Origin of the sequence: Ramlibacter ginsenosidimutans (genome assembly GCF_016654015.1) — a bacterium.
Taxonomy (GTDB): domain Bacteria; phylum Pseudomonadota; class Gammaproteobacteria; order Burkholderiales; family Burkholderiaceae_C; genus Ramlibacter; species Ramlibacter ginsenosidimutans.
The window spans coordinates 20,426-39,723 of the sequence record NZ_JAEPWM010000015.1 but is presented as its reverse complement, the minus strand read 5'-3'; the positions used below and the strand labels follow the sequence as shown (position 1 = coordinate 39,723).

Genomic DNA, 19,298 nt, shown 5'->3' with positions numbered 1-19,298 from the left:
GTGCTGAAAAGAAACTCTGATGAGCCTGCCCGCCTCCCGCAACCCGTCCATCCGCCAGCTGCGCGCCTTCGACGCCGTCGCGCGGCACGGCAGCTTCCGCGGCGCCGCGGAGGCGCTGGCGCTCACCCAACCGGCCGTGTCCGCGGCCGTGCGCGAACTCGAAAGCCTGCTGGGCGCGACCCTGTTCGAGCGGGACACCCACCGCGTGGCGCTCACGCCCGCGGGCTCCGCGGTGCTCGAGGAGGCGCAGTGGGTGCTGCACGGCTTCGAGCAAGGCGTGGCCGGCATGCACCGCGCGCTCGCCAGCGAGGCACAGCGCGTGCGGCTGGCGGTCATCCCCTCCGCGATGCACCTGGTCGCACCGCGCGTGGCGCGCTGGCGCAAGTGGTCTCCGGCGGTGGAGGTCGAAGTGCGCGACGTGCTACACGACGAGCTGATCGCGGCGCTGGTCGCGGGCGAAGTGGACATCGGGCTCGGGACGGAACTGGACCTGCCGGCGAGCATCGATGCCGTGTTCCTGCGCCAGGATCCCATGGTCGCGGTCATGGCGAGCGCGCATCCGCTGACCACGCGCCGCACCGTGCGCTGGCGGGATCTGCGCAGCGAGCAGTTGGCGCTGTTTGCACGCGGCGCCTTGTACGAACTGGCGCTGCAGACGCTGCGCCAGGCCGGTATTTCCGCGGACCCCGCGTACCGCCTGCTGTACAGCGAACCGCTCTACAGCCTGGCGCGGGCGGGACTGGCCGTCGGCGTCATTTCGCGCCTGTACACGGAAACTGCATTGCAGCGCGGTCTCGCCGTGGTGCCCCTGCGCGAGCCCGTGGTGCACCGCCGGCTGATGCTGCTGCGGCGCTCGCACCGGCGCCCCGCCGACGCGCTGGTGAATCGCTGCTTCGACGACCTGGTGGAGTTCATCCGGACCTGAACGGAGCCGGCGCCGCCTGACACCGGCCTCAGGACAATGCCTCGCCCGACGCGACCCGGACCACGTCCGCCCCGAGCTGCAGCGGGCACATCGGCCCCTCCACGTCCTGCTGCTGGCGCGCGGGGATTGCGTCCGTCCAGGTCTGCACGTCCTCGGGCGTCATCGTGCTGGCCGGGGTGAGGCGGCCGTCCACGTAGCCCAGGCGTTCCACGTCGTGCAGGTACTGCTCGCGCGAGAGCAGCGTGCCTGCGCACACGTGCAGGTCCTCGCGCGGCGGCTGCCGCGTTTCCGCCACCAGCCGGGCGGCGAGTTCCTGCATCACCCACTCGGGGATGCGGTGGCGCTCGCCGGGATAGATGAAGCCGAACAGCGTGAGGTGCGCGAGCAGCACGCGCCAGTGCGCACCGAACCGCCGCACCAGCTTGTGCCAGTCGATGCGCTCCGCGTTCGCCTGGATGGTGTGCGCGACATCGGCGCCGTCGTAGCGTTCGCGCTCCATGATGAAGGCCTTGGACATCAGGCCGTCTTCCATGTTGGCCACGCGAACCGGCACGCCCAGGATCTCCGCCTGCGCGTTGTCGTCGAACCAGCGGTCGTCCACGGGCGTGACGCCATTGCCCGAGTTGAAGATCAGGTCGATGAAGTCTTCGCCCGCGTAGACCTTGCCCAGCCAGTGCGGAAAGGTCAGCTCGGTGCGCCAGCCTTGCGCATCCATCAGCTGCGTCACGCGTTCGTAGTCCTGGCGCCGGATGAAGAGGTCCAGGTCCTTGGTCGAGCGCCGGATGCCCGTGAAGCACGCATGCGCGAAGGCGCCGCCCACGAGGAAGGGAACTTCCGCGTCGGCGAGCACGCGCAGGGCGCGGCGGTAGAAGTCAGCCGTCTCTGGCTCGACTTCTTCCTCGAGCGACGGGGCGAGCGGAATGGTGGAACACATGGCCTGAAGCTTAGGAAGCCCTGCAGATCGGTCCTCTCGGAAGACATGCCTTCGCGCCGGGGCAAGCAACCTCACGCAACGTCAGCACCCACCTACAGGCGTCAGCGGTCAATCGCGGCAGTATGTCCGCGTCTCATCCGGAAAGCCTCCATGCCCCGCTCCGCCAGCACCGTCCGTTTCGCCGCCGTCGGCGACCTTCACGTCACCAAGGCTTCCGCCGGAACCTTGCGCGCGCTGTTCGCCGAAGCATCGGAAAAGGCGGACGTGCTGTTGCTGTGCGGCGACCTCACCGATTACGGCACCGCCGAAGAAGCCCACGTGCTGGCCGACGAACTCTCGGTGGTGAAGGTGCCGATCGTGGCCGTGCTGGGCAACCACGACTTCGAATCCGGCACGCCCGAGACGGTGATCGAAGTGCTGACGAAGGCCGGCGTGCGGGTGCTCGATGGCGAGGCGGTGGAGATCGAGGGCGTGGGCATCGCCGGCGTCAAGGGATTCGCGGGCGGCTTCGGCCGCGGTTCCCTGGGTGCGTGGGGCGAGCCCGCGATCAAGCTGTTCGTGCAGGAGGCGCTGCAGGAAGCTCTGAAGCTCGAATCCGCTCTTGCCAAGCTGCGCACGCCGCGGCGCGTGGCGCTGCTGCACTACGCGCCGATCTGCGCGACGGTGCAAGGCGAGCCGGTCGACATCTTCCCCTTCCTGGGCAGCAGCCGGCTGGAGGAGCCCCTGCTGCGCTACCCCGTGGACGCGGTCTTCCACGGCCACGCGCACCGCGGCACGTTGGAAGGCAAGACCATCAATGGCGTGCCGGTGTTCAACGTGGCCAGGCCGCTGCTGCTGCGCACGCGCCCGGACCAGGCGCCGTTCCGGCTGTTCGAGCTGCCGCGCGAGACCGGCGACGCCGCGGAACCGGACGCCGCGCGCGCGCAGGGGGTGCACGAGCCGTCGGTGCCTTGAGCTGCCAGGGCAGCGGCCGCAGCCGGCGAACTGTCAAGAGGACATTTCGGCGCGGCCGGGGTGCTGCCTGCGCAATGCTCACCGTGGTGCGAACCCAATGCTGGCGCGGCCCTGCGCGCTTGGTCACCTGCTTGTCCACAGCCTTCTCCACCGAACCTGTGGGAATCCTCCTACGATTGGTTGCAGCTTTCCCCAAGGACGCGCGACTGTGGACCTGCTCTATCTGGATGACCGCCTGGCCGCCGTGGCCAAGCCCGCGGGGCTGCTGGTCCACCCTACCGGACTCGACGCGCACGAAGCCGTGAGCGCGCTGAAGCTGTTGCGCGACCAGCTGGGGCGGCGCGTGTGGCCCCTGCATCGCCTGGACAAGGCCACCAGCGGCGTGCTGCTGTTCGCGCTGGATCCCGACGCTGCACGCGAGTGGGGACTCGCCTTCGAGCAAGGGCGCGTGCGCAAGCGCTATCTCGCGCTGGTGCGCGGCTGGCCCGAGGCCGACGGCGAGATCGCGCAGGCGCTCGCGCGGGACCCCGAGCGGCCGTCCGAAGGACAGGAGCGCGTGCCGGCGCTCACGCGCTATCGCCGGCTCGCGCGTTTCGAGTGGCCGTTCCGCGTGGACGAACGTCATGCGACAAGCCGCTATGCGTTGATGGAAGTCGAACCCTTGACCGGCCGGCGCCACCAGATCCGCCGCCACTTCAAGCACATCGCGCATCCGCTGGTGGGCGACACCACGCACGGCAAGGGCGCGCACAACCGGGCCGTCGCAGCGTGGCTTGGCACGCCGCGCCTGTGGCTGCACTGCGAGTGGATGGAGCTGCCGACCGCGCAAGGGCCGCTGCGGATCACGGCGCCTTGCGGCCCCGAATGGGAGCCGTTGCTGCGGTGAGGTCCGGTTTGAAGCCTGGGAGGTGATCGAAGCAGTAGAACGCAGAGTGCGCAGAGGTGACGCAGAGGACGCAGAGAAGACATTCAGGAGGATTTCTTTGCGTCCTCTGCGCAACCTCTGCGTCCTTTGCGTTCTCCTTCCCGATAGCGCACCCCCCGCACTACCGGGCACTAACGCTGTCAGGCCGCGGCGGCCTTCGCCGGCGCCTGCACCGCCTCGAGTCCGCCGAGGAACAGGTCGGCCACCACGGGCGCCATGTCCTCGTAGGCGAGCGCGCCCCGCGGCTTCATCCACGTGAACATCCAGTTCACCATGCCGAACAGCAGCATGGTGAGCGGCTTGCTCATGGCGGATTCGCGCAGGTCGGGGCGCAGCAGGGCGACGACACGCGCGAAAGCCGTGACCACCTCGCGTTCCTTCGCGAGGATGCGCTCGCGGTCCTTGGCCTCCAGGAACTTCACGTCCTCGGTCAGCACGCGATGCTCGTTCTGCGCGTTCGCGTATTCCTCCACCAGCCGCGCGATCAGGGCGCGCAACTGGCCGTGCGGATCATCGGCCTGGGCCAGCGCCACAGCGACGATGCCTTGCAGGCGCGAGACGTGCGTGTCCGCGATGCTCACCAGCAGCTCGTACTTGTCGCGGTAGTAGTGGTAGAGCGTGGCCTTCGACAATCCGCAGGCCTTCGCGACCTGGTTCATCGACGTGCCCGGGTACCCGCCGCGCGCGAACAGGGCGGCGGCCTGCGCGAGGATCAACTCGCGCTGGTCTTCGTAGCCGGCGTGGCGACCTCTGCCCATCAGCGTTCGTCGAAGGAGAGGACCACCCGCTCGGTGGTCGGGTGCGCCTGGCAGGTGAGCACGAAGCCGGCGGCGACTTCCTTCTTGTCCAGCGCGAAGTTGCGTTCCATGCGGACCTGGCCTTCGACCAGCTTGGCGCGACAGGTGCCGCACACGCCGGAAGTGCACGAGAACGGCACCTCCATGCCCGCGTCGGACGCGGCATCGAGGATGCTCGCCTGCTCGCGCGAGAAACGGATCTCGCGCTGCAGGCCGTCGCGGATGATCGTGATGCGCGCCTGGGCCGCGTCGCCGGGCTGCGCCTGGTGCACGACCGCACCCACCTGTCCCGCACCCGCTTGCGCGATGCCGAAGCGCTCGATGTGGATGCGGTCCTCGGGCACGCCGGCTTGCAGCAGGGCGGCTTCGGCCTCGTCGTTCATCTGGAAGGGGCCGCAGATGTACGCGTGGTCGATGCTGCCTGCAGGCACCAGGCCGGCCAGGAACTCTTCGATCTTGGCGCGGCTCATCACGCCCCTGTTGATGTCCGCTTCCGTGTGCTCGTCGGAGAACACGTGGTGGATCACCAGCCGCGAGAGGTATTTGTCCTTCAGGTCCTCGAGCTCCTCCTTGAACATCGTGGAGCGCAGCTTGCGGTTGCCGTAGATGAGCGTGAAGCGGCTGCCCGGCTCGCGCGCCAGCACCGTCTTCATGATCGAGAGGATCGGCGTGATGCCGCTGCCGCCGGCGATGCCGAGGTGGTGGCGATGCGCCTGCGGCTCGATCGGCACGAAGAAGCGGCCCTGCGGCGCCATCACGCTGATGGTGTCGCCGGGCTGGAGCTGCTCGTTGATCCAGTTGGAGAACACGCCGCCGGAGACCTTGCGCACGCCCACGCGCAGCTCGCCGTCGTCCACGCCCGCGCAGATGGAGTACGAACGCCGCAGGTCCTGCCCGGCGATCTCCTTGCGCAAGGTGAGGTACTGGCCCTGCGTGAAGCCGAAGACGGGCCGCAGCTCCGGCGGGACGTCGAAGGACACGATGACGGCCTCGGACGTGTCCGGCTGCACCGAGCGCACGCGCAGGGGATGGAAGATGACGCTCATGCTCAGATCGGCTTGAAGTATTCGAAGGGCTCGCGGCAGGCGAGGCAGCGGTACAGGGACTTGCAGGCGGTGGACCCGAACGCCGACGTGCGCTCGGTCTGCGCGCTGCCGCAGTGCGGACAGGCGACCGCGGGCGCGCGGCGCAGGATGCGGATGGGCACGCCGGCCTCCGGCACCACCGCGTGCGGCGGGGCGATGCCGTACTCGCGCAGCTTGCGCTTGCCGTCCTCGCTCATCCAGTCGGTGGTCCACGCAGGGGCGCGGCGCAGCGTCGCGCGCGCGGGGCCCAGGCCTTCGGCTTCGATCGCGGCGAGCACGCTCTGCTCGATCACCTCGGTGGCCGGGCAGCCGGAGTAGGTCGGCGTGAGCACGACTTCCAGTTCGGCGCCGTGGTCGATCACGTCGCGCACGATGCCCAGGTCGCATACCGACAGGGCCGGCACCTCGGGATCCGGCACGCCGCCCAGCACCGCCCAGGCCCGCTCGGCACGGGTCACCACACGCCTCCGGGATAGGCGCGCTGCAGCTGCTGCATCTCGGCCAGGATGAAGCCCATGTGCTCGCTGTGCACACCGTTCTTGCCGGTGGAGAGGAAAGCCACCGGCGCGGGCAGCACGAGCCCCGCTTCGTCGAACACCTGCGCCATCTCGGCGAGCCAGGCATCCTTCAGGTCGCCCCAGCGCGGGCCCAGGCCGGTGTCGTGCGCGGACTGGTCGACGGCGTCGGAGGTGAACAGCTCGGCGTGATAAGGCCACAGCTGCGCGACGGCCTTGTCGACGCGGCGGCGCGATTCCTCGGTGCCGCCGGCCAGGCGGACCAGCCAGTCGGCCGCATGCTGCTGGTGGTAGCGCGCCTCCTTGATCGCCTTGCCCGCGATCGCGGCGAGCTCCGCATCGCGCGAGTCCACGAGCTTGCCCCACAGCAGCTTGAAGAAGGTGGCCATCATCGTGTTGCGCACGATCGTCATGGCGAAGTCGCCGCGCGGCAGTTCGACCAGCGTCACGTTCCGGTAGTCCCGCTCCTCCCGCAGGAAGGCGAGCTGGTCCTCGTCGTGGCCCGCGCCTTCCAGCGCACCGGCGTGCGTGAGCACCGCTCGGCATTGCCCGATCAGGTCCAGCGCCATGTTGGCCAGAGCGATGTCCTCTTCCAGCACCGGCGCATGGCCGGTCCATTCGCCCAGCCGCTGCGCGAGTATGAGGGCCGTGTCACCGATGCGCAGCAGGTACTGCACCTGCGGTTGCGTGCTGACCTGGATCGACGCTTGCATGGCGGCGCTCACATGTGGTCCACGGACTCGGGCAGCTGGTAGAAGGTCGGGTGGCGGTACACCTTGTCTTCCATCGGGTCGAAGTACATGGCCTTCTCGCCGGGATCGCTGGCGACGATCTGGTCGGACCGCACGACCCACACGCTGGTGCCTTCCTGCCGCCGCGTATAGACATCGCGCGCCATCTGGATCGCCATCTTCGCATCCACCGCATGCAGGCTGCCGCAATGCTTGTGGTCCAGCCCCGTCTTGCTGCGCACGAACACTTCCCACAGGGGCCATTCGTTGTTCACGTTGCTCATCTTGTGACACCTTTCTGATCGAAGAAGGGAACGCAGAGGACGCAGAGGTTTCGCAGAGGACGCAAAAGGACAGCCATCCTCATGAATGTCTTCTCTGCGAACTCTGCGTCACCTTTGCGTCCTCTGCGTTCACCTGCCAGCGCTCACGCGGCCTTGGCTTCGCCCTGCTGCTTGCGCGCATACGCCATCGCGGCGTCGCGCACCCAGGCGCCGTCTTCCCATGCGTCCACGCGGGCGGCGAGGCGCTCGCGGTTGCAGGGGCCGTTGCCGGCGATGACGTTCCAGAATTCGGACCAGTCGATGGCGCCGAAGTCGTAGTGCTCGCGCTGCTCGTTCCACTTGAGCTCGGGGTCGGGCAGCGTCACGCCCAGCACCTCGGCTTGCTGCACCGTCGCGTCCACGAAGCGCTGGCGCAGGTCGTCGTTGGAGACGCGCTTGATGCCCCAGCGCATGGACTGCGCCGTGTTGGGCGACTGGTCGTCCGGCGGGCCGAACATCATGATCGACGGCCACCACCAGCGGTTCACCGCGTCCTGCACCATCGCTCGCTGCGCATCGGTGCCCTCGCGCATCATCGTGAGCAGGCTCTCGTAGCCCTGCCGCTGGTGGAAGCTCTCCTCGCGGCAGATGCGGATCATCGCCCGCGCATACGGCCCGTAGCTGCAGCGGCAGATCGGCACCTGGTTCATGATGGCCGCCCCATCCACCAGCCAGCCGACCACGCCGACATCGGCCCAGGTGAGCGTCGGGTAGTTGAAGATCGAGCTGTACTTCGCCTTGCCGCTGTGCAGCGCTTCCAGCATCTGGTCGCGCGAGGTGCCCAGAGTCTCGGCGGCGGAATAGAGATAGAGGCCATGGCCGCCTTCGTCCTGCACCTTCGCGAGCAGGATCGCCTTGCGTTTGAGCGTGGGGGCGCGCGTGATCCAGTTGCCCTCCGGCAGCATGCCGACGATCTCCGAATGCGCGTGCTGGCTGATCTGCCGCACCAGCGTCTTGCGATAGTGGTCCGGCATCCAGTCCTTGGGCTCGATGAATTCGCCCGAGGCGATGCGCTCCTCGAAGCGCTCCTCGCCCTGCATCTCCTCGGCGGACCGAACCGGCTTGCGCGCCTCGCCGTCCTTGCCCTGCGTGTCCATGGCCTGCGTGTACATGCGGTCTCCTGGGCCGGATCTTTTACCGACCGATCGGTCGATGATAGAGTCTGGCCGCGCTTCGCGCAAGCTGGGCGCAGGGACGTCGCCCGCATCCGCCGCGTCGCGGAGCTAAGGAACGTTGCTCTGCCTTGCGGCTTCGGCGCTCAGGCGCGGCGTATCCGCCGGCGCGCCACCGGTTGCGCGCCGCCACCCTCCAGCGGCAGCCGCGTCTCCGCCTTCACTTCCTTGAGCACGACGCTGGAGCGCACGTGCGTCACCCCCGGCAGCTTGAACGCGGTTTCGTGCAGGAAGGTCTCGTAGCTCTTGATGTCCGGCACCAGCACCTTGATCACGTAGTCGGCCTGGCCGGTGGTCGCGTAGCAGCTCACGATCTGCGGCGCCGTGGCGACGGCCTGCTCGAAGCGGCGCACGTCGTCCTCGTTGTGCCGGGTGAGGTTCACCTCCGCCAGCACGCACAGCGCCAGCCCGACCTTCTCGCGGTCCACCAGCGCCGTGTAGCCGCGGATGATGCCGGTGGCCTCCATCTCCTTCACGCGTTTCCAGCAGGGCGTGCTGGACAGGCCGACGGCCTCGGCGAGTTGCTGCACGGTCTGGCGCGCGTCGCGCTGCAGCTCGGACAGCAGCAGCACGTCATGGCGGTCGAGTTGTTCCATTCCCCGATTCTGCTGGATGCGAGAAGGAAATTCTCGCGGGCCAGCGTTCCTGGAGAAAAGAGGAAGCACTTTTTCCGCCGCTCACCCTAAGCTCTGCTCCGGGAGACAAACACCATGGCCGCCACCGCAGCAGACCTCGCCGCACCCATCGTCCGACCCGACTACCAGCTGAGCGACAGCTTGTGGGCGAACGGCGGGTCCATCTACCTCACGGGCACCCAGGCGCTGGTCCGCCTCATGCTGATGCAGCGGCAGCGCGATGCGGCCGCCGGCCTGGACACGCGCGGCTTCATCAGCGGCTACCGCGGCTCGCCGCTGGGCATGGTCGACCAGGCCGTGTGGAAAGCCGGCAAGAAGTTCGAGCAGGCAGGGCTGCGCTTCCTGCCTGCCATCAACGAGGAACTCGGCGCCACCGCGGTGCTGGGCACGCAGCGCGTGGAGGCGGATCCCGAGCGCACCTGTACCGGCGTGTTCGCGCTCTGGTACGGCAAGGGCCCGGGCGTGGATCGCGCGGGCGACGCCCTCAAGCACGGCAACGCGTATGGCGCCTCGCCGCATGGGGGCGTGCTGATGGTGGCGGGCGACGACCACGGCTGCGTGTCCTCGTCGATGCCGCACCAGAGCGACCAGGCCTTCCAGGCCATGCACGCGCCCATCGTGTCGCCGGCGAACGTCGCGGAGTACCTGGAGTTCGGCCTCTACGGCTGGGCGCTGTCCCGCTTCTCCGGCAACTGGGTCGGCTTCACCGCCCTGTCCGAAGTAGTCGAAAGCGCGGCGACCGTGGACCTCGACCTGGTCAACGCGCGAGTGGCCGCCTGGCAGGACGCGGACACGGTGCGCCAGGTCACCGGGTACGTGCCGCCCGCGGGCGGCCTGCACTACCGCTGGCCCGACCTGCCCTCGCTCACCATCGAGCAGCGACTGCACGCCAAGCTGGACGCCGTGCGCGCCTTCGCGCGCGTGAACAGCATCGACCGGCACGTCGTCGCGAGCGAGGGTGCGCGCGTGGGCATCGTCACCGCCGGCAAGGCGCACTACGACTTCATGGAAGTCCTGCGCCGCCTGGACATTCCGCTCGAGACGCTCGCCGCGCACGGCGTGCGCATCTACAAGCTGGGCCTGACCTATCCCATCGAACCGACGCGCATGCAGGCGTTCGCGCAAGGCCTGCAGGAAGTGCTGGTGATCGAGGAGAAGGGGCCGGTGGTCGAGGAGCAGCTGCGCTCGCTGTTCTACAACGCGGCGGAGCGGCCCGTGATCGTCGGCAAGCGCGACGCACACGAGCGCCCGCTGGTCTCCGCGCTCGGCGAACTGCGGCCGTCGCGCCTGATCGAGATCGTCGCGCAATGGCTGGTGGGTCATTTCCCCGACCTCGACCGGCGCCACCTCGTGCGCGACTTCACGCTGCCCGGGCTGCTCTCCAACGAGAGCGACAGCGTCAAGCGCCTGCCCTACTTCTGCGCCGGCTGCCCGCACAACACCTCGACCAAGGTGCCCGAGGGTTCGCACGCGCAGGCCGGCATCGGCTGCCACTTCATGGCGAGCTGGATGGACCGCGACACCGAAGGCCTGATCCAGATGGGCGGCGAAGGGGTCGACTGGGTCTCGCACGCGATGTTCACGAAGGTGCCGCACGTCTTCCAGAACCTGGGCGACGGCACCTACTACCACTCGGGCTATCTCGCGATCCGCCAGGCCGTCGCGGCGCGCGCCACGCTCACCTACAAGATCCTCTTCAACGATGCCGTCGCCATGACCGGCGGCCAGCCGGTGGACGGCATCATCAGCGTCGACGGCATCGCGCGGCAGGTGGAGGCCGAGGGCGTGAAGAAGGTCGTCGTGCTCTCGGACGCCATCGGCAAGTACGACGCCATCCGCAACCGCTTCCCGGCCGGGACCGAGTTCCACGACCGCGCCGAACTCGACGCCGTGCAGCGGCGCTTGCGCGAGATGCCCGGCGTGACGGTGCTGATCTACGAGCAGACCTGCGCGGCGGAAAAGCGGCGGCGGCGCAAGAAGGGGGAGCTGGTGGATCCGGCGCGGCGCCTGTTCATCAATGACCGCGTCTGCGAGGGCTGCGGCGACTGCTCGGTGCAGAGCAATTGCGTCGCGGTGCAGCCGCTGGAAACGCCCCTCGGCCGCAAGCGCAAGATCGACCAGAGCAGTTGCAACAAGGACTACTCCTGCGCCAAGGGCTTCTGTCCGAGCTTCGTGGGCGTGCTGGGTGGCCAGCCGCGCAAGCGCGCCGGCGCCCTCGCGGAGAGCGCCGACGACTTCCAGAGGCGGGTCGCGGCGCTGCCCCGTCCCGCTGCGCACACCTGGACCGGCCCGTACGACCTGCTGGTGACCGGCGTCGGCGGCACGGGGGTGGTCACCGTCGGCGCGCTGGTCGCGATGGCCGCGCACCTGGAAGGCAAGAGCGCCAGCGTGCTGGACTTCATGGGCTTCGCGCAGAAGGGCGGCTCGGTCCTGAGCTTCGTGCGCTTCGCCGATCGCGCGGAGCGGCTGAACCAGGTGCGCATCGACACGCAGCAGGCCGATGCCCTGCTCGCCTGCGACCTCGTGGTGGGCGCATCGCCCGATGCGCTCGCCACCGTGCGCCACGGCCGCACGCGCATCCTCGCCAACACGCACGAAGTGCCGGTGGCCGAAAGCCTACGCAATCCCGATGCGTCGCTGAAGGTGCCGCAACTGCTGGAGAAGCTGCGCTTCGCCGCGGGCGCGGAGCGCGTCGAGACGCTGGACGCGCAGGCGCTCGCCGAGGCCTTCCTGGGCGACTCGATCTTCTCCAACATCGTGGCACTGGGCGCTGCGTGGCAGCGGGCGCTGGTGCCCCTGAGCCTGGAAGCGCTGCTGCGCGCGATCGAACTCAATGGTGTGGCGGTGGACCAGAACAAGCTGGCGCTCTCGCTCGGCCGGCTGGCCGCCGCCGAGCCGGAGGCCATCGCGGCCTTGCTGCGCGGCGAGGCGGTGCAAGCTCCTGCGCCCGACACGCTGGACGCGATCGTCTCGCGAGGCATGGCGCACCTCACCGCGTACCAGGATGCGGCCTACGCACGCCGTTATGCGGACTTCGTCGCGAAGGTGCGTACGCGCGAGCAGGCGCTGGGCGCGGACGCCAGCCTGCCCTTCACGCGCACGGTGGCCCAGGCCTTGCTCAAGCTGATGGCGTACAAGGACGAATACGAGGTGGCGCGGCTCTACACCGACGGCGAGTTCGTCCGCTCGCTCAAGCAGCAGTTCCAGGGGCAGGTGCAGCTGGAGTTCTACATGGCGCCGCCGGTGATCAGCCGGGCCCGCGCGGGACAGGCGCCGAGGAAGGTGCGCCTGGGCGGCTGGATGCTGCCCTTCATGAAGCTGCTGGCGCAAGGCCGCCGCCTGCGCGGCACGGCGCTCGACCTCTTCGGCCGCACGGCGGAGCGGCGACTGGAACGCGAACTGGTCGCGGCCTACCGCGCGCGCATCGAGGCGCTTCTGCCCGCGCTGGATGCTTCACGCATCAAGACCGCGACCGACATCGCGGCCCTGCCGCTCTCGATGCGCGGCTACGGCCACGTGAAGCTCGCCAACGTCGTGCTGGCGCGCGTGCGCGAGGCGGAGCTGCTGCACCGGTTCGACCCGGCGACCTATCCGCGGCCGGAGGCCAGGCGCGAGGCGGGGCAGATCCGCGGCATTGCCGTCACGAGCGTTGCGTCGTCATAGGCTGGCAGGGAGCGACGCGAACCCTGGCGATCCGGCGGACCGCCGCGAGCTGGGGTTCGCCTGCGGCTCACCACCAGCCTACAGTTTTCGCTTCACTCCCCGTGTCCGGGTGTCGTAGGCTGGCGGTGAGCAACGCGAACCCCAGCGATCCAGCGTAGCGCAGCGAGCTGGGGTTCGCCTGCGGCTCACCACCAGCCTACGAGAACGCCTTCGCCTTGTCGTCCCACCAGGCCGATTCGGGAATGGCTCCCATGCCCGCGTTCGCGTTCTGCGCCATGTGCTCCGGCGATCCGCTGCCGGGAATGACGCAGGTCACGGCAGGATGCGACAGCACGAACTTCAGCAGCACTTGCGACCAGGTGGTGCAGCCGATCTCCGCCGCCCACGGCGGCAAGGGCTTGCTGCGCAGGCGCCGCATCAAGCCACCGCCGCCGAAGGGCCGGTTCACGAGCACCGCGACGCCGCGCTCGGCCGCGAGCGGCAGCAGGCGGTGCGCAGCCTCGCGCTCCTGCACCGAGTAGTTGATCTGCAGGAAGTCCAGCGGCTCGCTGCGCACCACGGCCTCGACCTCCGCGTAGGCGGACGACGTGTAGTGCGTGATGCCGGCGTAGCGCACCCTTCCCGCGCGCTGCCACTCGCGCACGCTCGCCAGCTGCGTGCGCCAGTCCACCAGGTTGTGCACCTGCATCAGGTCCAGCGTGTCGGTGCGCAGCAGGCGGAGCGAGTTCTCCATCTCGCGCAGGCCCGCCGCGCGCCCGCTGGTCCACACCTTGGTGGCAAGGAAGGCGCGCGGCCGCAGGCCGGTGTCGGCCAGCACCTGTCCGAGTGCCGCCTCGGCCTGGCCGTACATGGGCGAGCTGTCCAGGACGGTGCCGCCCGCATCGAGCAGCGCCGAGACCACGCCGCGCAAGGCGGCGAACGCCGGGTCGGACGGCGCGAGATCGAAGCCGACGTAGGTCCCGCAGCCGATCACGGGCAGCGGCTCGCCGGTGGAAGGGATGGTTCGCGTGTGCATGGATTGGATTCCGGTCAGGTTTGCGGCGAATGTCTGTAGGAGCCCGCCGACTCCTCGCTGCAAGCGGCGTTCCGCTCGCGTAGCATCGCCGGGTGAGCGAAGAAGAGCAAACCCAGGCGGCCGCCGACGCTGCGGACACGGAGGCGCCGGACCTGGTCTCGGAGGGCAGCCTGCCTTCCTCGACGACGGGCCACGAAGACTCGCACTTCGGCCCGCAGGCCGCCGAGCAGCCCACGGCCGCGCCCACCGAACTGACGACCTTCACCGCGCTGTTCAGCGCGGTGATGCTGCCCATGTTCATGGGCGCGGTGGACCAGACGCTGCTGGTCACCGCCACGCCGCGCATCGCGCAGGAACTGGGCGGGCTGAGCGAGACCTCCTGGATCGCCGCGGGCTACCTGCTCGCCGCGACCATCACGGCGCCGCTGTACGGACGGCTCGGTGACCGCTTCGGCCGCCGCAACGTGATGCTGCTGGCCCTCACGATCTTCGCACTCGGCTCGCTGGCCTGCACCGTGGCGCCCACCATGCGCCTGCTGATCGCGGCACGCGTGCTGCAGGGACTCGGAGGCGGCGGCCTGATGGTGCTGTCGCAGTCGCTGATCGGCGAACTCGTTCCGCCCTGGGAGCGGCCCCGCTACCAGGGCTACTTCGCGCTGATCTTCACGGTGTCCAGCGTCGGCGGACCCTTGATCGGCGGCTTCGTCGTGCACCACGGCGACTGGCGCTGGCTGTTCCTCGCCAACCTGCCGCTCGCCGTGCTCGCCGCGTGGCGGATCACCCGCCTGCCCAAGCCCCAGCCATCGCCTGCGCGGCACGCGCCGTACGATCCCGCGGGTTTCGCCCTGTTCGTGGTCTGCGCGGCCAGCGCGCTCCTGTGGTTCGGCGAGGTGGGCCATGGCTTCCCCTTCGTGTCGATCGCGAGCGCGGCCTTCGCCGCCGTGGCGCTGGTGTCCGGCGTCCTGCTCGCGGGCCAGCAGCGCCGCCATCCGAACGCCTTTTTGCCCCTGGCCATCCTGCGCTTGCCGAGCGTGCCCTGGATCTGCGCCTCCGTCGTTGCCTTCGCAGGCACCATGTTCGGCCTGCTGTTCCTGCTGCCGATCTACCTGCAGGTGGCGCATCACTCGAACGCGCTCGACGCCGGCCTGCAGCTGCTGCCGCTCACGGGCGGCCTGGTCGCGGGATCGACCCTCAACAGCCGCGTGAGCGCCCGCACCGGCATCAGCGGCAAGCTGCCGCCCTGGGGCATGGGCGCCGCTGCGCTCGCGGTGCTGGCGCTGGCCCTGCTGCCGCCGGTGCCGTGGATCATCACCGTGGCGGCGGCCGTCTGCGGCCTGGGCTTGGGCACCGTGATGCCGAGCGCGCAGCTCGCCACCCAGATCCTCGCCGGGCGGGAGCGCCTGGGCGCGGCATCGGCCCTGCTGTCGCTCACGCGGTCCACCGGTGCGACACTCGGCACCGCGGCGTTCGGCGGGCTGGCCTTCATCCTGCTGCGCCCGCAAGGCAGCGCGATCGGCGAAAGCCTGCATCTGCAGGGCCTGGACCCCGCACACGTGGCGCACGCGTTCCGGATCGTCTTCGGCGCCCTGGCAGTGTTCGCCGGGCTGGGGGCCCTGGCCGCCGCGCGCGCGCCTTGCATGGACCTGCGCAAGCACGCCGCCCAAGCGAATCGTTGACCCTGGAGAAAAAAGAGACCATGCCCTCTGTGCAAGCTTCCACGCCCTGGCGCTATTCCACTCCTGCGATCGTCCTGCACTGGGTGCTGGCCGCGCTGATCGTCTTCATGGCCGGCCTGGGCTGGTGGATGATGACGGTGGAACACGAGCCGGGCGGCCGCGCCTGGATCAACCTGCACCAGTCCGTCGGCCTGATCCTGGCGACGCTGGTGCTGCTGCGCGTGCTCTGGCGCATCTTCCACCGGCCCGAGCCGCTGCCCGCCGGCGTGCCGCCGTGGCAGGCCAGGCTCTCGCACATCGTGCAGTGGCTGCTCTACCTGGTCATGGTGCTGCTCCCGCTGACCGGCATCATCGGTTCGGTGTACAGCAAGGCGGGCCTGCATTTCTTCGGCCCGTCGACGAACGCCGGCCTCACGCCCGTGCGCGACACGGCCGAACAGTTCTTCGGCTTCCACGAGATCCTGGTCTGGACCCTGGTGGTGCTCGTGTCGCTGCACGTGCTGGGCGGCTTCAAGCACCTGCTGGTCGACCGCGACCGCGTGTTCGATCGCATGTGGCCGCGCCGCGGCTGACCAGGCGGCGCGCGCCGGACCGCGTCGGCTTCACGACGCCGAACGCGGACGCCCTCGCCTGACGCGCGGGGCTGCCCCGGGCCGGCGCGCGCTCCCATAATGTGCGCCCTGATGCCCCATCCTTTCACAGAGCGCCCGCAGCTGACGGGAAGCCCGCGATGACGTCGAAGCCCGCGGAACGCAAGCACGCCCGCCTCTGGCCGGCCCTGCGGGCGCGGCCACGCCTGCTGTCCTCGGTGGTCTTCGGCCTCGCCGTGTACGTGATCGTCGCCATGTCGGGACGGCTCTCCGGCGCGGCATCCACGCTGATCGCCTGGAACGCCGGCGCGCTGATGAACCTGGCGCTCACATGGCAGCTGGCGCACACCACGGACATCGACGCCATCAAGCGCCGCGCCCTGACGCAGGACCAGGGACGCGTGACCATCCTCGTGGTGGTCGTGCTCGCGGCCGTCGCAGTGATGCTGGCCGTCGGCACCCAGCTCACGCTGGTGAAGAGCCAGCACGGCAGCACGCGCGTGCTGCACATCGCGCTGTCGGCGCTGACCATCGTGAGCTCCTGGCTGTTCACGCAGACCGTCTTCGCGCTGCACTACGCGCACGACTTCTACCTGGCGCGGCTCAGCGGCGCACCCGACCCGCTGGACTTCCCCGGCACGCCCGATCCCCTGTACGCCGACTTCTTCCATTTTTCCTGCGTCATCGGCACCTCCGCGCAGACCGCCGACATCAGCTTCGAGGGGTCGACCCTGCGCCCGGTCGGCACCGTGCACTGCATCGTCTCGTTCTTCTTCAACGCGAGCCTGCTGGCGCTGTCGATCAACGTCGCCGCGGGCGCGATGGGCTGATCGCAGCGCCGGCGCCGCCGGCGTAGCCTGCGCGACAGCCTGCGGGAAAACACCAGCCGCCGGCTCCGGCTTTGCGTGGAAGCATGCAGGCCTCTCCCGCCGTCCCGAGGTCCGCACATGCAGGTACACGAGGAAGCGCGTTTGGTTGCCGCCGCCCCCGCGGAAGCGCCGCTGCTTTCCGTGCGAGACCTCTGCGTGCGCTTCGGCGGCATCACCGCGCTCGACGGCGTTTCCTTCGACGTGCAGCGCGGCCAGGTCGCGGGCCTGATCGGCCCGAACGGCGCCGGCAAGACGACCCTGTTCAACTGCCTGTCGCGGCTCTACGGCTACAGCGAGGGCCGCATCCGCTTCGACGGCCAGCCGCTGGAATCCGTGGCGCGCCACCAGGTCGCCGGCCTGGGCATCGGTCGCACCTTCCAGAACCTCGCTCTCTTCGGCAGCATGAGCGTGCTCGACAACATCAAGGTCGGCCGCCATGCGCGCACCCGCAAGGGCTTCCTCGCCAACGCGCTGCGGCTGCCCGGCGTCGCGGCGGAGGAAGAGGATTCGTCCCGCCGCGCTCGCGAGCTGGTGCGCTTCCTCGGGCTGGAGCCGGTCGCCGACACGCGCGTGGCGGAGCTGCCCTTCGGCTCGCGCAAGCGCGTGGAATTGGGCCGGGCGCTCGCGAGCGAACCCCGGCTGCTGCTGCTGGACGAACCCGCGGCCGGCCTGAACCACGAGGAAGTCGGCGCGCTGGGGACGCTCATCCGGCGCATCCGCGACCAGTTCCACCTGACCGTGCTGCTGGTCGAACACCACATGGGCCTCGTGATGAGCGTGTCCGACCACGTCGTCGCCCTGAACTTCGGACGCAAGATCGCCGAGGGCACACCGGCGCAGGTGCGTGCGCACCCCGAAGTGATCCAGGCCTACCTGGGGACCGAGAGCTGATGGCCGCCCCGCTGCTCGAAGTGCGCCAGCTGCGTGCAGGCTACGGTCCCACCGAGGTCCTGCATGGCCTGGACTTCGCCATTCCCGAGGGCAGCATCACCGCGCTGCTGGGCGCCAACGGCGCGGGCAAGACCACGACCTTGCGGGCGCTGTGCGGCATGGTGCGCACCAGCGGCGAAGTGCTGTTCGAAGGCCAGCGCATCACCGGCAAGTCCACCGAGGACATCGTGCGCCTGGGCGTCGCGCACGTGCCGGACGGGCGCGGCACCTTCACCGACCTCACGACCGAGGAGAACCTGCGCCTGGGCGCCTACGCCCGCCGCGACCGTGCCGGCATCGCGCAGGACTACGAGCGCATGTACCGGCTGTTCCCAATCCTGGCGGAGCGGCGGCGGCAGCAGGCCGGCACGCTGTCCGGCGGACAGCAGCAGATGCTGGCCGTCGCGCGTGCGCTGATGCTGCGCCCGCGCCTGCTGCTGCTGGACGAGCCGTCGTTCGGGCTCGCGCCGCTGGTAGTGAAGGAGATCTTCGAGGTCATGCGCGAGATCAACCGGTCGCAGCAGGTCACCATCCTGCTGGTGGAACAGAACGCCGCCATGGCCCTGCGGCTGGCGGACCACGCGCACCTGCTGGAGACCGGCACCATCGTGCGCTCGGGCGCCAGCCGCGAGCTGATGGACGACGACGCGGTGCGCCGCGCCTACCTCGGATACTGAAGGAGCCGCATGGAAGCCTTCCTGCACCAGGTCGTCGCGGGACTCGCCACCGGCGGCATCTATGCGAGCCTGGCGCTCGCGCTGGTGATGATCCACAACGCCACCCGGCTGGTGAACTTCGCGCAGGGCGAGCTCGCGATGTTCGCCACCTACCTGTGCTGGACGATGATCCAGGCGGGCTGGCCGTACTGGACGGCGTTCTTCGCGACGGTCGTCCTCTCCTTCGTGCTGGGCGTCGCGATCGAACGCATCCTGATCCGCCCGGTCGAACGCGCGCCCGTGCTCACGGTGGTGGTGGTGTTCATCGGGCTGATCCTGATCCTCAACAGCCTGGCCGGCTGGATCTTCACGTACACGATCAAGTCCTTCCCGAGCCCCTTCCCCAGCGCGGCGCCGTTCGGGCTGCACATCGTCTCCGCCCACGAGCTGGGCTCCATCTGCGTGACCATGGTGGTGCTCCTGCTGGTGTACGCCTTCTTCCGGTTCACGCCGCTCGGGCTCGCCATGCGCGCGGCGGCGCAGAACCCGGACTCGAGCCGGCTGGTGGGCATCCGCGTCGGCTGGATGCTGGCGCTGGGCTGGGGCCTCGCCTCCGCCATCGGTGCGACGGCCGGGATGATGGTCGCGCCCGTGGTCTTCCTCGACCCGAACATGATGACGGGCGTGATCCTGTACGCGTTCGCAGCGGCGCTCGTGGGCGGCATCGACAGCCCCGGCGGCGCCGTGGCGGGCGGCTTCATCGTCGGCGTGCTGGAGAACCTGGTGGGTGCCTACGTCATCGGCACCGAGCTGAAGCTCACGGTCGCCCTCGTGCTGATCGTGGGCGTGCTGGTGGTGCGGCCCGCGGGCCTCTTCGGCCGCGTGATCGTGCAGCGGGTCTGA

General features: G+C 69.5%; 19 protein-coding genes. 10 read left to right on the top strand and 9 right to left on the bottom strand.

Annotated elements, in window-relative coordinates; translation table 11 throughout:
• Positions 1 to 19 precede the first annotated feature (19 nt).
• Positions 20 to 925, top strand: coding sequence for a LysR family transcriptional regulator (locus JJB11_RS24050; protein WP_201177591.1), 906 nt, complete (start codon positions 20 to 22; stop codon positions 923 to 925).
• A gap of 28 nt (positions 926 to 953) precedes the next feature.
• Here the strand turns inward: JJB11_RS24050 and JJB11_RS24045 are convergent, their stop codons facing one another.
• A complete protein-coding gene (locus JJB11_RS24045; RefSeq protein ID WP_201177590.1) occupies positions 954 to 1,859 on the bottom strand; it encodes a nucleotidyltransferase in 906 nt (301 codons plus the stop codon).
• A gap of 150 nt (positions 1,860 to 2,009) precedes the next feature.
• Here JJB11_RS24045 and JJB11_RS24040 point away from each other — a divergent pair, with 150 nt between their 5' ends.
• Both JJB11_RS24040 and JJB11_RS24035 read left to right on the top strand, forming a co-directional pair.
• Positions 2,010 to 2,813: a metallophosphoesterase family protein gene (locus tag JJB11_RS24040; RefSeq protein WP_201177589.1), complete on the top strand. Its 804-nt coding sequence runs from the start codon at positions 2,010 to 2,012 to the stop codon at positions 2,811 to 2,813.
• A gap of 208 nt (positions 2,814 to 3,021) precedes the next feature.
• Entirely contained in the window at positions 3,022 to 3,699 is a 678-nt protein-coding gene (locus JJB11_RS24035; RefSeq protein ID WP_201965078.1) for a pseudouridine synthase, read from the top strand.
• 179 nt (positions 3,700 to 3,878) lie between these two features.
• On the opposite strand, the gene JJB11_RS24030 is transcribed toward JJB11_RS24035, so the two are convergent.
• The 7 genes from JJB11_RS24030 to JJB11_RS24005 form a co-directional block, all read right to left on the bottom strand.
• On the bottom strand, positions 3,879 to 4,496 hold the full coding sequence (locus tag JJB11_RS24030) for a TetR/AcrR family transcriptional regulator (RefSeq protein ID WP_201177586.1): 618 nt from the start codon (positions 4,494 to 4,496) through the stop codon (positions 3,879 to 3,881).
• Positions 4,496 to 5,581, bottom strand: a complete 1,086-nt coding sequence (paaE, locus tag JJB11_RS24025; RefSeq protein ID WP_201177585.1) for a 1,2-phenylacetyl-CoA epoxidase subunit PaaE — start codon at positions 5,579 to 5,581, stop codon at positions 4,496 to 4,498. The genes JJB11_RS24030 and paaE overlap by 1 nt, the downstream gene beginning before the upstream one ends.
• Before the next feature lie 2 nt (positions 5,582 to 5,583).
• Positions 5,584 to 6,081 (bottom strand): 1,2-phenylacetyl-CoA epoxidase subunit PaaD, encoded by a 498-nt coding sequence (paaD, locus tag JJB11_RS26250; protein WP_340643180.1) that lies wholly within the window; start codon positions 6,079 to 6,081, stop codon positions 5,584 to 5,586.
• Positions 6,075 to 6,848: a 1,2-phenylacetyl-CoA epoxidase subunit PaaC gene (gene paaC, locus JJB11_RS26245; RefSeq protein WP_242529100.1), complete on the bottom strand. Its 774-nt coding sequence runs from the start codon at positions 6,846 to 6,848 to the stop codon at positions 6,075 to 6,077. The genes paaD and paaC overlap by 7 nt, the downstream gene beginning before the upstream one ends.
• Positions 6,849 to 6,856: 8 nt before the next feature.
• The gene (paaB, locus tag JJB11_RS24015; protein WP_201177584.1) at positions 6,857 to 7,150 is read right to left on the bottom strand and encodes a 1,2-phenylacetyl-CoA epoxidase subunit PaaB; all 294 of its coding nucleotides are present in this window, start codon (positions 7,148 to 7,150) and stop codon (positions 6,857 to 6,859) included.
• Positions 7,151 to 7,293: 143 nt separating this feature from the next.
• Positions 7,294 to 8,301: a 1,2-phenylacetyl-CoA epoxidase subunit PaaA gene (gene paaA, locus JJB11_RS24010; protein WP_201177583.1), complete on the bottom strand. Its 1,008-nt coding sequence runs from the start codon at positions 8,299 to 8,301 to the stop codon at positions 7,294 to 7,296.
• Positions 8,302 to 8,447: 146 nt separating this feature from the next.
• Positions 8,448 to 8,957, bottom strand: coding sequence for an Lrp/AsnC family transcriptional regulator (locus JJB11_RS24005; RefSeq protein ID WP_201177582.1), 510 nt, complete (start codon positions 8,955 to 8,957; stop codon positions 8,448 to 8,450).
• Between the two features lie 114 nt (positions 8,958 to 9,071).
• Here JJB11_RS24005 and JJB11_RS24000 point away from each other — a divergent pair, with 114 nt between their 5' ends.
• Positions 9,072 to 12,659: an indolepyruvate ferredoxin oxidoreductase family protein gene (locus JJB11_RS24000; protein WP_201177581.1), complete on the top strand. Its 3,588-nt coding sequence runs from the start codon at positions 9,072 to 9,074 to the stop codon at positions 12,657 to 12,659.
• A 196-nt stretch (positions 12,660 to 12,855) separates the two neighbouring features.
• On the opposite strand, the gene JJB11_RS23995 is transcribed toward JJB11_RS24000, so the two are convergent.
• Complete coding sequence (locus JJB11_RS23995; RefSeq protein WP_201177579.1) at positions 12,856 to 13,674, bottom strand: aldo/keto reductase; 819 nt, start codon at positions 13,672 to 13,674, stop codon at positions 12,856 to 12,858.
• A 92-nt stretch (positions 13,675 to 13,766) separates the two neighbouring features.
• Here JJB11_RS23995 and JJB11_RS23990 point away from each other — a divergent pair, with 92 nt between their 5' ends.
• The 6 genes from JJB11_RS23990 (at position 13,767) to JJB11_RS23965 (ending at position 19,298) form a co-directional block, all read left to right on the top strand.
• Positions 13,767 to 15,350 (top strand): MFS transporter, encoded by a 1,584-nt coding sequence (locus tag JJB11_RS23990; RefSeq protein ID WP_201177577.1) that lies wholly within the window; start codon positions 13,767 to 13,769, stop codon positions 15,348 to 15,350.
• A 20-nt stretch (positions 15,351 to 15,370) separates the two neighbouring features.
• Entirely contained in the window at positions 15,371 to 15,922 is a 552-nt protein-coding gene (locus tag JJB11_RS23985) for a cytochrome b (protein WP_201177575.1), read from the top strand.
• Between the two features lie 158 nt (positions 15,923 to 16,080).
• Entirely contained in the window at positions 16,081 to 16,770 is a 690-nt protein-coding gene (locus tag JJB11_RS23980; protein ID WP_201177573.1) for a DUF1345 domain-containing protein, read from the top strand.
• A 117-nt stretch (positions 16,771 to 16,887) separates the two neighbouring features.
• Positions 16,888 to 17,700 carry an ABC transporter ATP-binding protein gene (locus JJB11_RS23975; RefSeq protein ID WP_201177571.1) on the top strand — a complete coding sequence of 271 codons (813 nt, stop codon included), beginning with the start codon at positions 16,888 to 16,890 and terminating at the stop codon, positions 17,698 to 17,700.
• Positions 17,700 to 18,416 (top strand): ABC transporter ATP-binding protein, encoded by a 717-nt coding sequence (locus tag JJB11_RS23970; RefSeq protein WP_201177568.1) that lies wholly within the window; start codon positions 17,700 to 17,702, stop codon positions 18,414 to 18,416. Before JJB11_RS23975 ends, JJB11_RS23970 begins: the two co-directional genes overlap by 1 nt.
• A gap of 9 nt (positions 18,417 to 18,425) precedes the next feature.
• Positions 18,426 to 19,298, top strand: coding sequence for a branched-chain amino acid ABC transporter permease (locus tag JJB11_RS23965; RefSeq protein ID WP_201177566.1), 873 nt, complete (start codon positions 18,426 to 18,428; stop codon positions 19,296 to 19,298).

What these genes read in the sequence shown, in the direction of transcription:
- JJB11_RS24050 (WP_201177591.1), top strand. Translation starts at nt 20, where the DNA reads ATGAGCCTGCCCGCCTCCCGCAACCCGTCCATCCGCCAGCTGCGCGCC.
- JJB11_RS24045 (WP_201177590.1), bottom strand. Translation starts at nt 1,859, where the DNA reads ATGTGTTCCACCATTCCGCTCGCCCCGTCGCTCGAGGAAGAAGTCGAG.
- JJB11_RS24040 (WP_201177589.1), top strand. Translation starts at nt 2,010, where the DNA reads ATGCCCCGCTCCGCCAGCACCGTCCGTTTCGCCGCCGTCGGCGACCTT.
- JJB11_RS24030 (WP_201177586.1), bottom strand. Translation starts at nt 4,496, where the DNA reads ATGGGCAGAGGTCGCCACGCCGGCTACGAAGACCAGCGCGAGTTGATC.
- paaE (WP_201177585.1), bottom strand. Translation starts at nt 5,581, where the DNA reads ATGAGCGTCATCTTCCATCCCCTGCGCGTGCGCTCGGTGCAGCCGGAC.
- paaC (WP_242529100.1), bottom strand. Translation starts at nt 6,848, where the DNA reads ATGCAAGCGTCGATCCAGGTCAGCACGCAACCGCAGGTGCAGTACCTG.
- paaB (WP_201177584.1), bottom strand. Translation starts at nt 7,150, where the DNA reads ATGAGCAACGTGAACAACGAATGGCCCCTGTGGGAAGTGTTCGTGCGC.
- paaA (WP_201177583.1), bottom strand. Translation starts at nt 8,301, where the DNA reads ATGTACACGCAGGCCATGGACACGCAGGGCAAGGACGGCGAGGCGCGC.
- JJB11_RS24005 (WP_201177582.1), bottom strand. Translation starts at nt 8,957, where the DNA reads ATGGAACAACTCGACCGCCATGACGTGCTGCTGCTGTCCGAGCTGCAG.
- JJB11_RS24000 (WP_201177581.1), top strand. Translation starts at nt 9,072, where the DNA reads ATGGCCGCCACCGCAGCAGACCTCGCCGCACCCATCGTCCGACCCGAC.
- JJB11_RS23995 (WP_201177579.1), bottom strand. Translation starts at nt 13,674, where the DNA reads ATGCACACGCGAACCATCCCTTCCACCGGCGAGCCGCTGCCCGTGATC.
- JJB11_RS23985 (WP_201177575.1), top strand. Translation starts at nt 15,371, where the DNA reads ATGCCCTCTGTGCAAGCTTCCACGCCCTGGCGCTATTCCACTCCTGCG.
- JJB11_RS23980 (WP_201177573.1), top strand. Translation starts at nt 16,081, where the DNA reads ATGACGTCGAAGCCCGCGGAACGCAAGCACGCCCGCCTCTGGCCGGCC.
- JJB11_RS23975 (WP_201177571.1), top strand. Translation starts at nt 16,888, where the DNA reads ATGCAGGTACACGAGGAAGCGCGTTTGGTTGCCGCCGCCCCCGCGGAA.
- JJB11_RS23970 (WP_201177568.1), top strand. Translation starts at nt 17,700, where the DNA reads ATGGCCGCCCCGCTGCTCGAAGTGCGCCAGCTGCGTGCAGGCTACGGT.
- JJB11_RS23965 (WP_201177566.1), top strand. Translation starts at nt 18,426, where the DNA reads ATGGAAGCCTTCCTGCACCAGGTCGTCGCGGGACTCGCCACCGGCGGC.